The sequence below is a fragment of the Rhizobium sp. 268 genome (assembly GCF_036571585.1).
Classification (GTDB): domain Bacteria; phylum Pseudomonadota; class Alphaproteobacteria; order Rhizobiales; family Rhizobiaceae; genus Rhizobium; species Rhizobium redzepovicii.
The window spans coordinates 83,839-99,034 of the sequence record NZ_JAPPSO010000002.1; the positions used below are offsets into that span (position 1 = coordinate 83,839).

Annotated in this window: 9 protein-coding genes; 4 read left to right on the forward strand and 5 right to left on the reverse strand. The window is 62.2% G+C overall.

Annotation, left to right across the window (positions count from 1 at the left end; genetic code table 11):
- Positions 1-198 precede the first annotated feature (198 nt).
- The 3 genes from OS035_RS03875 to glgB are packed head-to-tail and all read left to right on the forward strand — an operon-like array spanning position 199 to position 8,918.
- Positions 199-3,426 carry an alpha-1,4-glucan--maltose-1-phosphate maltosyltransferase gene (locus OS035_RS03875; RefSeq protein ID WP_183779663.1) on the forward strand — a complete coding sequence of 1,076 codons (3,228 nt, stop codon included), beginning with the start codon at positions 199-201 and terminating at the stop codon, positions 3,424-3,426.
- Positions 3,427-6,708, forward strand: coding sequence for a maltose alpha-D-glucosyltransferase (treS, locus tag OS035_RS03880; RefSeq protein ID WP_131710504.1), 3,282 nt, complete (start codon positions 3,427-3,429; stop codon positions 6,706-6,708).
- Positions 6,705-8,918, forward strand: a complete 2,214-nt coding sequence (glgB, locus tag OS035_RS03885) for a 1,4-alpha-glucan branching protein GlgB (protein ID WP_097628070.1) — start codon at positions 6,705-6,707, stop codon at positions 8,916-8,918. Before treS ends, glgB begins: the two co-directional genes overlap by 4 nt.
- A gap of 4 nt (positions 8,919-8,922) precedes the next feature.
- Here glgB and OS035_RS03890 read toward each other — a convergent pair whose 3' ends face one another.
- A complete protein-coding gene (locus tag OS035_RS03890; protein WP_183779665.1) occupies positions 8,923-10,551 on the reverse strand; it encodes a thiamine pyrophosphate-dependent enzyme in 1,629 nt (542 codons plus the stop codon).
- Positions 10,548-11,723, reverse strand: coding sequence for an amino acid aminotransferase (locus OS035_RS03895; RefSeq protein ID WP_097628068.1), 1,176 nt, complete (start codon positions 11,721-11,723; stop codon positions 10,548-10,550). The genes OS035_RS03890 and OS035_RS03895 overlap by 4 nt, the downstream gene beginning before the upstream one ends.
- A gap of 149 nt (positions 11,724-11,872) precedes the next feature.
- Between OS035_RS03895 and OS035_RS03900 the strand changes: the two genes are divergently transcribed.
- Entirely contained in the window at positions 11,873-12,340 is a 468-nt protein-coding gene (locus tag OS035_RS03900) for an Lrp/AsnC family transcriptional regulator (protein ID WP_097628067.1), read from the forward strand.
- Positions 12,341-12,351: 11 nt separating this feature from the next.
- Here OS035_RS03900 and OS035_RS03905 read toward each other — a convergent pair whose 3' ends face one another.
- Genes OS035_RS03905 through OS035_RS03915 form a run of 3 tightly spaced genes read right to left on the reverse strand, consistent with a single transcriptional unit; the run spans position 12,352 to position 15,172 of the window.
- On the reverse strand, positions 12,352-13,113 hold the full coding sequence (locus OS035_RS03905) for an ABC transporter ATP-binding protein (RefSeq protein ID WP_097628066.1): 762 nt from the start codon (positions 13,111-13,113) through the stop codon (positions 12,352-12,354).
- Complete coding sequence (locus OS035_RS03910) at positions 13,110-14,150, reverse strand: FecCD family ABC transporter permease (RefSeq protein ID WP_097628065.1); 1,041 nt, start codon at positions 14,148-14,150, stop codon at positions 13,110-13,112. Before OS035_RS03910 ends, OS035_RS03905 begins: the two co-directional genes overlap by 4 nt.
- Positions 14,147-15,172, reverse strand: coding sequence for an ABC transporter substrate-binding protein (locus OS035_RS03915; protein ID WP_097628064.1), 1,026 nt, complete (start codon positions 15,170-15,172; stop codon positions 14,147-14,149). The genes OS035_RS03910 and OS035_RS03915 overlap by 4 nt, the downstream gene beginning before the upstream one ends.
- Between the last annotated feature and the right edge of the window lie 24 nt (positions 15,173-15,196).

Consider the following 15,196-nt stretch of genomic DNA (forward strand, 5'->3'; position numbering starts at 1 on the left):
CGGAAGATTATCCGGATGCGGCTGGAATTCTCAAGGTCTCTTCGTCCCCTGGGCGGGCTTTGGTGCTCGAACGAAATACGTCCCCTCGATCCGGCGCCGATGCGGCTGATGCTTTCGTACAGCCGCGAATTGGCCGTGCCGGTGGAACAACAACCGCCAAAGGAAGTTTGCCTGAAAAGCAACTCGAGGCGGCGGCCGATGTTATTTTCTGCGAACGGGGGTGTGTTGAGCACCCCACCCCGGATCTATTATGCCAATCCGCTCCTTCTCCAGGGCATCGATGCATGGCGCGAGGTTTTCGACCATGCGGCGGACACCGGTTTCGATCACGTGCTGACGGCGCCCCTCTTCGACCGGGACGGGGAGCGCAGCGTGTTTGCTTCCCGGGACTTCGATCGTCTCGATCCTGAACTGTCGCTCGGAAGCGATGTCGGGGAGGGGGTGGCGCGTCTGGCGGAGGCTGGCCGCAAGAGCGGCGTTGCCTTGATGATGGATCTGATGCTCGACGGCAGGGGGAGGCATCCTCAGGCGGGATTTCGTCCCGTCGATCCGAGACGCTCGCCACTGGACCCGGCAGAACCGATGGCGGCGATGGGGGCGGAACGACAATCGCAGCTGTTGGCGGAATGGACCGAACGGCTGCAGCGGCTGTCCGACGCCGGTCTCGCCGGCTATCGGGTGCTTGGGATAGATCGGGCGACGCCGGCGTTTTTCAAATCGCTGATGGCGGCGGTGCGCGAAAAGACCGAGGCGCAATTCCTCGCCTGGACGCCCGGCACCGATTTTGCGGTGAGGGGGGGTATCAACGAGGCAGGTTTCAACGGTTGTTTTTCGTCGATGGCCTGGTGGGATTTCGACGAGAGATGGTTCATCGACGAGCATCGCGTGCAGCAGCCGCTCGGCTGGCAGATCGCTTTTCCGGAACCGCCATTCGCGCGGCGTATCGCGCACGGAACCGAGAGCCGCGAAATCCTTGAACGGCGCGCCGTGAGAGCCCTGCGCCTTGCCGCTTCGCTCGGGGGTGGCCTGATGGTTCCGATGGGCTTCGAATATGGCGCAGCCACGCCGCTCGATCCGACGCATGGCAACAGGGCGGGTCTCAGGGGATTGCGTCACGACCTGGCTTTCGATCTCTCTTCCGAAATCCGGCGTGCGAATAGCGAAATCGGCACGATCGACCATGCGCCTGCTTCATCGCTGCGCCTGATCCGCAACGCCAATGGGCCGGTCTCGGCACTCCTGCAATCCGAGGTGCAGGATCTGCGCAGCGCCGACAATGTGCGCTTCATCCTGCTGAACAGAGACCTTCGGCGAAGCGCGCCCGCGCCGGTGACGGCACTTCGCGAAGCGGCCTCCGGCTTTCTGCCCGTCGCAGCCGACGGTGGGGTTCTCCGCCTGCGGGCAGGGGAGGCGCTGGTCATCCAAGGCAAGGCGCCAACGCCGATCACCTCCAGACCCGCCCTGGAGATCACGCAGGCGACGGCATCGCCTCGGCTTGCCATCGAAAACATCACGCCGCGTGTCGATGATGGGCGCTTTCCGGTCAAGCGGGTGGTGGGCGACATCGTTACCGTCGAGGCTGACATCTTCGCCGACGGCCACGACCCGATCGCCGCCGTCCTGCTCTGGCGGCCGCTCGACGCCATGGCGGATTGGAACGAGACGGAGATGCATCTTATCGAAAACGACCGCTGGCGCGGCGAGTTCCTGCTCGAGCGCACCGGCCGCTACGAGTTCGCCGTCGAGGCGTGGAAAAACGCTTTTGCGATCTTCCGCTACGAGCTGACCAAGAAGAACGACGCCCGGCTCGACCTGAAGCTCGAGCTGCAGGAGGGATTGAACCTCGTCCACGCCGCACAGGCCGGGGCGCCGGCAGCGCTCGGCCCCGAACTGCACGCCCTGAGCGACAGTCTCGAAAGCGCCTCGGACGCCGAGCGGACGGCGATCCTGCTCGATCCCCAGACATCCGAGCTGATGAACAAAGCCGACAGGCGGCCGTTCCGGCTCCGCTCCACGGCAAGCGCCGTCGATGCCGAGCGCAAGGAAGCGGCCTTTGCCAGCTGGTACCAGATCTTCCCGCGCTCGCAGAGCGGTGATCCCAACCGGCACGGCACCTTCGACGACGTCATCCCGAGGCTGGCCGATATCCGCGGCATGGGCTTCGACGTGCTTTACTTCCCGCCCATTCACCCGATCGGCTCGACCAACCGGAAGGGGCGCAACAACAGCTTGAAGGCCGGTCCCGGCGATCCCGGGAGCCCTTATGCGATCGGTTCCGAGGAGGGCGGCCACGATGCCATCCATCCCGAGCTCGGCGATTTCGAGGATTTCGGCCGGCTGGTCGAGGAGGCGGGCCGGCACGGGCTGGAGATCGCCCTCGACCTTGCGATCCAGGCGTCGCCGGATCACCCCTGGCTGAAGGAACATCCCGGCTGGTTCGACTGGCGCCCGGACGGCACGATCAAATATGCCGAGAACCCGCCGAAGAAATATGAGGACATCGTCAACGTCGATTTCTACACCAAAGACGCGCTGCCCTCGCTATGGATGGAGCTGAGGGATGTTGTCCAGCTATGGGTGGACCAGGGCGTCAAGCTGTTTCGCGTCGATAACCCGCACACCAAACCCTTTCCCTTCTGGGAATGGCTGATCGGCGATATCAGAGCGCGTCATCCCGATGTGGTCTTCCTGTCGGAAGCCTTCACCAAGCCCAAAGTGATGTACAGGCTGGCGAAGATCGGCTTTTCCCAGTCCTACACCTATTTCACCTGGCGCAACGCCAAATGGGAACTCGAGCAATATATGCGCGAGCTGACTGAGACGGAGGCGAAGGAATTCTTCCGTCCGCACTTCTTCGTCAACACCCATGACATCAATCCGGACTTTCTCCAGAACGCGCCGCGCCCGGCCTTTCTGATCCGCGCCGCCCTTGCCGCCACTCTCTCTGGCCTGTGGGGCGTCTATAACGGCTTCGAGCTCTGCGAGGGGCGACCCGATGTCAAGCGCAAGGAATATGCCGACAGCGAGAAATACGAGATTCGCGCCTGGGATTATGACCGGCCGGGCAATATCGTCGACGAAATCAGGATGCTCAACCGTATCAGGAACGAGAACACTGCCCTGCATTCGCATCTCGGGCTGACGCTTCTGAATGCTTGGAATGACAATATCCTGTTCTTCGAAAAGGCAAGTAAGGCCCGCGACAATGTCCTGCTGATCGCGATCAGCCTCGACCCTCACAATTTTCAGCAAAGCGATGTCGAACTGCCGCTCTGGCACTGGTCGCTCGGCGACGGCGGCACGCTGGATGCCGAGGATCTGGTCGGTGGGCATCGTTTCAAATGGACCGGCAAACGGCAGAGCATCAGCCTGAACCCTGAGATCCTGCCCTTTGCGATCTGGCGCGTTCGAGCAGCGGAGGCATGAATGGACACGATGAACCCCGATGGCATTGAGCAGCCCCTCTGGTACAAGGATGCGATCATCTACCAGCTGCACATCAAGTCGTTCTACGACGCCAATGGCGATGGCGTCGGCGACTTTGCCGGCCTGCACGCCAAGCTCGATCACATCGCGGCGCTCGGCGTCAATGCCATCTGGCTGCTGCCTTTCTTTCCCTCGCCGCGCCGCGACGACGGCTACGACATCGCCGACTACGGCAATGTCAGCCCCGATTACGGCACCTTGGAGGATTTTCGCGCCTTCGTCGACGCCGCACACCAGCGTAATATCCGCGTCATCATCGAGCTCGTCATCAACCACACCTCCGATCAGCATCCCTGGTTCCAGCGCGCCCGTCAGGCACCGGCCGGATCCCCGGAGCGCGATTTTTACGTCTGGTCGGATACCGATCAGAAATTCCCGGAAACGCGCATCATTTTCATCGATACCGAAAAGTCCAACTGGACATGGGATGCCGTGGCGGGCGCCTATTATTGGCATCGCTTTTATTCCCACCAGCCTGACCTCAACTTCGACAGTCCCCTGGTCATGGAGGAACTGCTGAAGGTGATGCGCTTCTGGCTGGAAACCGGTATCGACGGCTTCCGCCTCGACGCGATCCCTTACCTTGTCGAGCGCGAGGGGACGATCAACGAGAACCTGCCGGAAACCCATGCGATCCTGAAGCGCATCCGTGCCGCTCTCGATGCCACCCATCCCGGCGTGATGCTGCTGGCCGAGGCCAATCAATGGCCGGAGGATACGCGCGAATATTTCGGCGACGGCGACGAATGCCACATGGCCTTCCACTTTCCGCTAATGCCGCGCATGTATATGGCGATCGCCAAGGAGGACCGGTTTCCGATCACCGATATCCTGCGGCAGACGCCGGAGATTCCGGAGAATTGCCAATGGGCGATCTTCCTGCGCAACCACGACGAACTGACGCTCGAAATGGTGACGGACGCCGAGCGCGACTATCTCTGGGAAACCTACGCATCCGATAAGCGCGCCCGCATCAATCTCGGCATCAGGCGGCGCCTGGCGCCGCTGATGGAGCGCGACCGCCGGCGCATCGAGCTGATGAACGCGCTGCTGCTCTCTATGCCGGGAACGCCGGTGATCTATTACGGCGACGAGATCGGCATGGGCGACAATATCTATCTCGGCGATCGGGATGGGGTGAGGACGCCGATGCAATGGTCTCCGGACCGCAATGGCGGCTTCTCCAGGGTAGACCCGGCGCGTCTCGTCCTGCCGCCGGTCGCCGATCCGCTCTACGGTTTCGAGGCCGTCAACGTCGAGGCACAGAGCACGGACGCGCATTCGCTGCTCAACTGGACGCGCAAGATGCTGGCGCTGCGCGGTCGGCATCCGGCCTTCGGCCGTGGTTCGCTGCGGTTCCTCGCGCCGGAGAACCGCAAGATCCTCGCTTATCTCAGGGAATATGAAGGCGAGACGCTGATGTGCGTCGCAAACCTCTCGCGCCTGCCGCAGGCCGTGGAACTCGACCTGTCGAGCTTCGAGGGCCGCGTTCCGATCGAATTGACCGGCATGTCGCCCTTTCCGCCGATCGGTCAGCTGACCTATCTGCTGACATTGCCGCCCTACGGGTTTTTCTGGTTCCAGCTGGAAGCCGATGCCGACCCGCCGGCATGGCGCACCGCTCCGCCGGAGCAGCTTCCCGATCTGGTGACGATGGTCACCCGTCGCGGCCTGCTCGACCTTGTCGATGAACCCAAGCTTGCACGCGTTCTCAGCAACGAAATTCTGCCGGCCTATCTGGCGAAGCGGCGGTGGTTCGGGGCAAAGGACCAGCCGCTGCAGGCGGCGCGTCTGATCTCCGCAACGCCGATCCCCTTTGCCGACGGGATTGTTCTCGGCGAACTGGAGGCCGTGCTGCCGAACCATAGCGAATCCTACCAGCTGCCGCTGGCGGTCGCCTGGGACGATGCGCAACCATCGGTGCTGACCCAGCAGCTTGCGCTCGGTCGGGTCCGCCAGGGCCGGCGCGTCGGTTTCCTGACGGACGGATTTGCCGTGGAGGCGATGGCGCGCGGCATCCTGCGCGGGCTTGGCGACCGCTCGCGCACCACCGGCCGCACCGGCACGCTCGAATTTCTCGGCACGGAACGGCTCGACCGTCTTGCCGTCACCGACGACCTTCCGGTCCATTGGCTCTCGGCCGAACAGTCCAACAGTTCGCTGATCGTCGGCGATCTGGCGATGATCAAGCTGATCAGGCACATCTTTCCCGGTATTCATCCGGAAGTCGAGATGACGCGCTATCTCACCCGCGCCGGCTACGATCACACCGCGCCCTTGCTCGGCGAGGTCGCGCACACGGACTCCAGTGGACGCCGCTCGACATTGATCATCGTCCAAGGCGCGATCCGCAATCAGGGCGATGCCTGGAACTGGATGCTGAACAACCTGCGCCGCGGGGCAGACGAACTCGTGCTGAACGACCCGGCCGTCCAGCCGGGCGACGACGTCTTCCAGCCGCTGATCAGCTTCGTTGCGATGGTCGGCATGCGTCTCGGAGAACTGCATGTCGTGCTTGCCGGGGAGACTGCGGACGAAGCCTTCAGCCCGGTAATCGCCGGCGACAGCGAAGTCGAGGCGATGAAGAAGGCGGTTGCCGGCGAAGTCGCCTATGCCATGTCGAAACTTGCCGAACGGGAGGAGAATGCCGATCCGGCGATCGACCTGCTTGCAGCGCCGTTGCTCAAGCGCCGCTCCGAACTCGTCGAGCTTGCCGCGACGCTGGCCGAGGCCACGCGCCATACGCTGATGACGCGCACGCACGGCGATTTTCACCTTGGTCAGATCCTCGTCAGCGAGGGCGATGCCGTCATCATCGATTTCGAGGGCGAGCCCGCGAAAAACCTGGCCGAGCGCCGCGCCAAGACCAATCCGCTGCGCGATGTCGCCGGGCTTTTGAGGTCACTGAGTTATCTCGTCGCCACCGCCCAGCTTGATAACGACGCCGTCATCGAACATGAGAACGAAGTCCGGCGCGAGGCCATCGCCCGCTTCGGGCGCCAGGCGGAAGAGGCGTTTCTCGACGCCTATGCGCAGGCGGTTTCGGCATCGAAGGCGCTTGATATGCCACCCGATCAACGACGGAGGGTCCTCGATGCCTTTCTTCTCGAAAAGGCCGCCTATGAGATCGCCTATGAGGCCCGCAACCGGCCGAAATGGCTTCCGATCCCGCTTTCCGGCCTCACCGAAATCGTCTCGCGTCTGGCGGGGGTCCCGGCATGAATGTTGAGCGCTCGGAACTTCTCGCCGGAATCGGGCACGATGCCCTCTGGGCTCTGATCGAAGGGCGCCACGGCGATCCTTTTTCGATCCTCGGTCCCCATGAAAGCGGCGGGATGACCATCGTGCGGGTCTATCTGCCCGGGGCGGAGGCGGTCGATCTCATCGAGGCTGGGAGTGGACGGGTGGTGACGCCCTTCAGTGTCGCCCATCCCGCCGGCCTGTTCGCGGCGGCAACCGGTTTGAGGACCGGATACCGGCTGAAGATCACATGGCCGGATGCGGTGCAGATCACCGAGGATCCCTATAGTTTCGGCCTGCTGCTCGGTGAGCTCGACCTCCATCTAATATCGGAGGGCACGCATTACAGTCTGAGCCGCACGCTTGGCGCGGTGGCGATGTCGATCGACGGCATATCAGGCGTTCGTTTCGCCGTATGGGCGCCGAATGCCCGCCGCGTCTCGGTCGTCGGCGACTTCAATGCCTGGGATGGGCGGCGAAATCCGATGCGGCTGAGGCAATCGGCGGGTGTCTGGGAGCTGTTCATTCCGAGCCTCGCCGCCGGCGAAAGATACAAGTTCGAGATCGTCGATGCCGAGGGCACCTGCCTGCCGCAAAAGGCCGATCCGGTGGCGAGGGCGAGCGAAGCTGCCCCATCCACCGCCTCGATCGTCGCATCGTCGACGCCGTTTCGATGGACGGATGACGGCTGGATGAGGGACCGCTCCCGCCAGGAAAGGCTGGAAGGCGCGATGTCAGTCTATGAGGTGCACGCCGGCTCCTGGTTGCGCGACGGGCGGGACGGCAACAGATATCTCGACTGGGTCGAGCTCAGCCAGCGCCTCGTTCCCTATGCCAGCGACATGGGATTCACCCATATCGAACTGCTGCCGATCATGGAGCATCCGTTCGGCGGCTCCTGGGGTTATCAGCCGCTCGGCTTGTTTGCTCCGACCGGCCGCTACGGCACGCCGGAGGATTTCGCCTATTTTGTCGACCGCTGCCATGGCGCCGGGCTCGGCATCATCCTCGACTGGGTGCCGGCTCACTTCCCCACGGATGTCTGGGGTCTTGCCCGCTTCGACGGCAGCGCGCTCTACGAGCATGAGGATCCGCGCGAGGGCTTTCACCGCGACTGGAATACGCTGATCTACAATCTCGGGCGCAACGAGGTGAAAGGGTTCCTGATCGCCAGCGCGCTCGAATGGCTCGAGCGCTATCATGTCGACGGCTTGCGCGTCGATGCCGTGGCCTCGATGCTCTACCGCGATTATAGCCGCAACGAAGGCGAATGGATTCCAAATCAGTATGGCGGGCGGGAGAACCTGGAGGCGGTTGAGTTCTTCAAGCACCTCAACAGCATCGTCCACGAGCGCTGCCCGCATGCAATGACGATCGCCGAAGAATCGACGGCCTGGCCGGGTGTGACGAAGCCGCCGGAAGAAGGCGGGCTAGGCTTCGACATCAAATGGAACATGGGCTGGATGCATGACAGCCTGAGCTACATCGAGAAGGATCCGGTCTATCGGAGCCATCATCATGGCACGATGACCTTCGGCATGATCTACGCCTATTCCGAGCGGTTCATGCTGCCGATCTCCCATGACGAGGTGGTCTATGGCAAAGGCTCGCTGCTGACGAAGATGCCGGGCGACGAATGGCAGAAATTTGCCAATCTGCGCAGCTACCTCGCTTTCATGTGGGGTCATCCCGGCAAGAAGCTGTTGTTCATGGGGAGCGAAATCGCCCAGCCGGGCGAATGGAACCATGATGCTTCGGTGAGCTGGGATGTACTGGAGCGGCCTCAGCATGTCGGCATTCAGCGGCTGGTCAAGGACCTGAATAGCCTCTACGGGGAAGAGCCGTCATTGCAATTCGGCGATTTCCATCCCCAGGGCTTCGAATGGGCAGCAGCCGACGACGCCGCCAACTCCGTCCTCGGCATGCTCCGTTATGGCAAGGACCGCTCTTCATCCGTCCTTGTCGTATCGAATTTCACGCCGGTGCCGCGCTACGGCTATAGGATCGGCGTGCCTGATGATGGCGTGTGGATCGAGCGGATCACCACGGATGCGCGCGAATATGGTGGCTCCGGCCTCGTCAACGGCGCGCTGTCGAGCGAACCCATCCCCGCCCATGGGCGGCCGGTTTCCCTGTCGCTGACGTTGCCGCCGCTGGCGACGATCTTTCTCAAGGGACCGTCGCCTAGATAGGGATTCATTCGGCGTGCGGCGCCGGATGAATGAACGGCCAGGGACTTGCCTCGGATCCCTTTTCGATCGGAACCTCGATGAGCACGGGCTCGTCGAGAGAGAGGGCTTTCTCGATCCTCTCTTTGAGTTCGTCGGGGCTTGTCACCTTGAACGCGCGGACACCGAAGCTCTCGGCAAGCGCGACAAAATCCGGATTGGTCAGCTCCGAGCCAAGATAGCGACCCTGATACGCCTGCTTCTGATCGCGCAGAACATTGCCATAGGCTGAATTGTTGAAGACGATGGCGACGACATTGATCTTGTGCTGGACGGCAGTGGCAAGCTCTTGAACGCCGAACATGAATCCGCCATCGCCAGAAACGGAAACAACCGCTTTATTGGGATTGGCGACCTTCACGCCCAAGGCGGTGTTGAAGCCAAAACCCAGATTGTCCTGATAACCACATGTCACGTATTGGCGCGGGCCGTAGACGGGGAAGGCAAAACGGGCGGTAAAGCCCATCTGGCTGATCTCCTCGACGAAGAAGCCGTCTCTGGGAAGAGCCTCACGAATGGCGTCGAGATAGGCAAGCTGCGGCTGCACTTCCGAGAACCGAGATCTGGCCTCTTTGTTGATGTCGGCAAATTCGCGGGTGCGATCGTCGCGCCGGGAACCTGACAATACATCGATCAGAGCCCGCGTTCCCGCCTTGGCATCGGCGACGATGCCGACACCGGGCTTGAGGCGGACCATTTCGGTCGGATCGATATCGATGCGAATGATCTTGAGGCCTTTGGGAAGCCATTTCCAACGCATGAACTGCAATTCGAGCCGGCTGCCGATACCGATCAGAACGTCCGTCTTCTTCCAATATTCATAGGCGGCGACGAAATTCAGATAGTTCGGGTGATCGTCGGCGACGATGCCCTTGCCGGAACGATGGGAGGTGACGGGCGACTGCAGCAGTTCCGCAAGCGCGGCGATCTCGGCGCCGGCCTCCGCCGCGCCGCCGCCGACCATGATCATCGGATTGCTGGCACACGCTATCAGCGCCGCTGCGGCAGCGATCTGATCGGAGTTGACAGCCGGGTGAGGCGCTCTCGTACCGACGGAAAGATCGACTTCGGGGCCGGATTGGCCAAACACGTCCCATGGGGCTTCGACCGCTCCCGGACCCTGGCGGCCGGAGAGCATCTTGCCGACGACCTCGGCCATGACGGGGCCTGCCTCGGACGGATGATTGATGCGTTCCGCCGTCTTGGTAAGCCCGCGCATTGTCGCGAGTTGATCGGGCAGTTCGTGCAACTGCCCTCTGCCCTGGCCAATCAGGTGGGACATGATGTTGCCGGTGATGCAAAGTACCGGCGCGTTGGCGCCGTAAGCGGTGCAAAGCGCTGCCCCGGAATTGAGAACACCCGGGCCGGGGACGACGGTATAGGCGCCGATCCGCCCGGTGGATTTGGCATAGCCATAGGCCATATATCCGGCGCCCTGTTCGTGCCTAGTGTGAATGAACCGAACCTTGTCGCGGGCGCCGTAGAGCGCATCGTTGAAATCATACATGTGGGCGCCCGGGATGCCAAACACCGTGTCGATCCCATGGGCGACGAGCGAACGGGTCATCGCCTGGCCGGTCGTTTCCTTCTTGCTCATTTCAAGCAGCCTTCAGCGCGAAGTGCGGTCACGATGGCGCCGGCATCGGCCGGCTGCATGCCCGCAAGGTTCATACGGCCGGAATCGGCCATGTAGATGCCGTGTTTGGCGCGCAGCGCTGCGGCCGTTTCTTTCGACATGGAGAGATTGGAGAACAGGCCGCGCTGCCGGCTGATAAAGGCCAGATCGGCGGCTGCAGCGGCGAGCGCCGCGCGGTTGCCGTTGACACGCTCGCACATCTCCTCGAGTTCTGCGCGCCACATTGCCGACATTTCGGGGCTCTCGAGAATGGTTCTGACGATCGCGGCGCCATGATCGGGCGGCATCGACCAGTTCACACGGGCAAGGGCCGCCATATTGCTTTCGGCCTTGCCGATGTCGTCGACATTGCGGGTCATGAGGTAGAGCGCGCCGACGCGCTCGCGATAGAGACCGAAATTCTTATCGCAGGAATAAGCGATCAGCGCCTCGTCGACCGCGTCGAGGATCATCCGTGTAGGTGCGGCGTCCTGTTCGAGACCGTCGCCAAGCCCTTGATAGGCAAGATCGATGAACGGCACCAGCCCGTGTGCAACGAGGAGTCCGGTAATCTGCCGCCACTGCTCCATGGTGAAATCGATACCGGTCGGATTGTGGCAGCAACCGTGAAGGAGGACGACATCGCCTTCCGCAGCGGAAGACAGGGCGTCGACGACGCTTTCGAATTTGACCTGTTGCGACGTCAGATCGACGAAGGCGTAGTCCTTTACGGCCAGCCGCGCCGAGGCGAAGATCGGCGCGTGGTTCGGCCAGCTGGGCGTCCCCAACAGAACCTTAGCGGATGGATTTGCCGTCTGGATGAGCTCGGCGCCGAGACGCAGCGCGCCGCTGCCGCCGGGTGTCTGAATGCCGACGAGGCGATGATCGAACGTCGGCGATTTGCCGAAAATAATGGGTTGCAGCAGTCGGACGAATTGCAGATCGCCTTCCGGGCCGAGATATTTCTTGCTGTCCTGGGTCTCGAGAAGAAACTGTTCCGCCGCCTTTACGGCTCGCATCACCGGCGTACGGCCCATGGCGTCGCGATAGACGCCGACGCCGAGGTCGATCTTTCCGCTGCGCTCGTCGACCTGAAAGGCCTTGATGAGGGCAAGCAGGCTGTCGGCCGGCCGGTTATTCAGTTTCTCAAACACAAGTCCACCTCCGTTTTATCCAATGGCTGGAGACTAACGGAACTTCCGCGGCGATTTTATGCGATTATCTGCCTAATGCGATATGAAGATGCAGACAATCTGCGTCATTTGGCTATACTATGCGGAAATTCTGCTTATTTGGATGGGCCATGCTTGACCAGTTCGATATCAAATTGCTCGCCGCCCTCCAGCAAAACAGTGAGGTGACGCAGGGTGAATTGTCGCAGAAGGTCAATCTCTCCGCGACCCAATGCGCACGCCGTTTGGAAAAGCTGCGCAATGAGCAATACATCCAGAGCGTCGTTGCTATCCTCAATCCTGCAAAACTGGGTTTTGCCGTCGTCGCTCATACCCTCGTCAGCCTGCGCGCGCATACGGAAGGTGGAAACGAGCGGCTTCATCGCTTCATCGAAACCGCGCCGGAGATTCTGGAGTGTTATTCGCAGACGGGGGATGCCGATTTTCTGATGAAGGTGATGACGCGCGACCTCGACCATCTCAGCCAATTTCTCGAGAGAATGATCCGGGTCACCGATAATCTGGCCTCGGTGAAGTCAAGCATCGTCCTGAAAACGCTGAAAAAGACGACTGCTTTGCCGCTGCAGATCGTGACGTGAGGTGGCCACTTTCATCTGAGATAGTGGATATGCGGGCGCGAATGATGGGGCGAGGCTTCGATGCGGGCTTCGACGGAAAAGACGTCGCGCAGAAGGTTCTCGCTCAGCACGTCTTCAGGTGCGCCCGACGCGACGATCCTACCCTGCTGCATGATGATCAGCTCATCGCAGAACATGGCGGCATGGTTGAGATCGTGCAGGGCGACGATGCTGGTGATCGGCAGGCTGGAGACGAGCCGCATCAAGCCGATTTGGTGCTGGATGTCGAGATGGTTTGTGGGTTCGTCGAGGATCAGCTCCTGCGGCGACTGGGCGAGCGCTCTGGCAATATGGGTGCGCTGCTTTTCGCCGCCCGACAGGTTTTGCCAGCGATCGTCTCGCTTCTCTGCCATACCGGCACGCGCAAGTGCCGCTTCGACCGCCTCTTCGTCGGCTCTCGTCCAGCCGGAGAACATGGAACGATGCGGGAAGCGGCCGAGCTTGACGACATCAATAACCTTCAGATTGGCATTGGTCGCCGCATGCTGCTCGACGAAGGCGATGCGCTGGGCGATCGAGCGGCGGCTGATCGTGCCGATGTCGTTCCGATCAAGAGTGACGCGGCCGGAATGGGGCCGCTTCAGGCCGGCGAGAAGCCGCAGCAGTGAGGTCTTGCCGGAGCCGTTCGGCCCGAGTAGGCCGAGCATCCGGCCCGGCTGAGCCTCCAGGGAAACGCCGTCCAGGATGGTCTTCCTGCCAATTTTCCAGGTGAGGTTGTCGGCCTTGATGCTCATGACGCGCGCTGGAACCGGTAGAGGATGATCGAGAAGAAGGGAACGCCGACGAGCGCCGTGACGACGCCGATCGGCAGGATTTGGCCGGGAATGAGGGCGCGGGCGGCGATATCGGCGAGCACCATGAAGATCGCTCCCGCGATGGCGCAGGCCGGTAGCAGGCGGATATGCAGCGGCCCGACGACGAAGCGGGCGACATGCGGCACGACGAGGCCGACAAAGCCGATCGAGCCGACCATGCTGACGATCGTCGCCGTCATCATGGCAGTGAGCGCGAAGAGCACCATGCGGGCGCGGCCGACATTGACGCCGAGCGAAGAGGCCGCCTCGTCGCCGAAAGCGAAGGCGTCGAGCACGCGGGCATAAAACAGACAGGCGGCAAGACCGAGGCCGACGACAACCGAGACCAACGCGAATTCCGGCCAGCGCACGCCGCTGAAACTGCCCAGCAGCCAGAACATCACGTCGCGGGCCTGCTGGGCATTGGCCGAGGTCGTGACGATATACGAAGTCGAGGCATTGAAGAGCTGCGAGGCAGCCACGCCGGCAAGGATGGTGCGGTCGGCACCGCCGCGGGTGCCGTTCGAGAGCAGCGCCACGAAGAAGAAGGCGGCGAAGGCGCCGGCAAAGGCGCCCGATGACAGCGACACCGCGCCCGCGCCGAGCCCCAGGATGACGATCGCCACGGCGCCGGTGGAGGCACCGGCGGAGATGCCGAGCACATAGGGTTCGGCAAGCGGGTTGCGCAGCAGCGACTGCATAATGGCGCCCGACAGCGCCAGGCCCGCGCCGCAAAAGGCGGCGACCAGCGCGCGGCTTAGGCGATAATCCCAGATGACCGTTTCGTGGATGCGGTTCAATTCGACCGTGGTCCATCCGAGCCGGTTGGTAACGGCCGAAAAGGTGGTCGCCAGCGGAATCGGCAGATCACCGATTCCGACACTGACGCCGATGGCGACAGCGATGAGACAGAAGGAGGCCAGGAGCAGCGCGGCGACCGCTCCCAACTGCCTGAAGAGACGGCCCGCGTCCGTCACTTCAGGAGACCGAGGGCCTTCAACTGCTCGGCCACCTGCTCGGCGCCGTAAATCGTCCGAATGGTCGGGTTCATCGCCTGGCCGTCCATGACGACGAGCGCCTTGTTCTTGACGGCTGGGGTCTGGCTGACGGCCGGATCGGTGTTCAGGAAGTTGATCTTGGCCTCAGGCTTGTCGAGCTCCCAGCGGTTGCGGTCGAGGCTGGCGACGACGATGACGTCCGGGTTGACGGCGATGATGCCTTCCCAGCCGACGGTCGGCCATTCTGCTTCCGCGGTGATTGCGTTGTGGCCGCCGAGCACGTCGGCGATGAAGCCGGAGGCGCTGTTCTTGCCGCCGACATAGGCGTCGGCCGACGGGCTGGGGCTGGAGAACCAGAAGACGTAGGAGAGGTTCTTGCCGTCCTTGGCAACGCTTCCGCGAAGCTTGGCTTCACGCGCCTTGAAGTCGGCGATCAGCGCCTGGCCGCGATCGGCGACGTCGAAAATCTGCGAGAGTTCATCGATCTCCTTGTAGAGCAGATCCATGTTCCACAGTTCGGCGCGGCTGCCGTACTGGTCCTTGACGTCCTTGGTGCTGAGGCAGGTGCTGGGCGAAAGATAGGTGGCGACGCCGACCTTGTCGAAATCCTCGCGCTTGGCGATCTTGCTGTTCGGTCCGACCAGGCTTGGCAACGCCACGGCCACGAAGTCGGGATTTTCGGCGAGCATCGATTCGAAGGTCGGCATCTCGACTGTGAGAAGCTTGACCTTGGCATTGGCTTCCGCCAACTGCGGCAGCACCTTGCTCGGCCAGAAGGCGGTGCCGACCATCTTGTCCTCAAGGCCGAGCAGCAGCAGGATTTCCGCGCTGTTCTGGCCGAGGCCGATCGCCCGCTCGGGAGCCTTCTTGAACGTCACCTCAGCGCCGCAGTTTTCCAGCGTCAGTGGGTAGGTCGTCGAACCTGCCAAAGACGGGGTTGCGGCAAGGCCGATCAGGGCGGAGAGGCCGCAGGCGGCTAGAAGTGATTTGAGGCTGGTCACGTAGAAATCCCAGTGCGTGTGTGT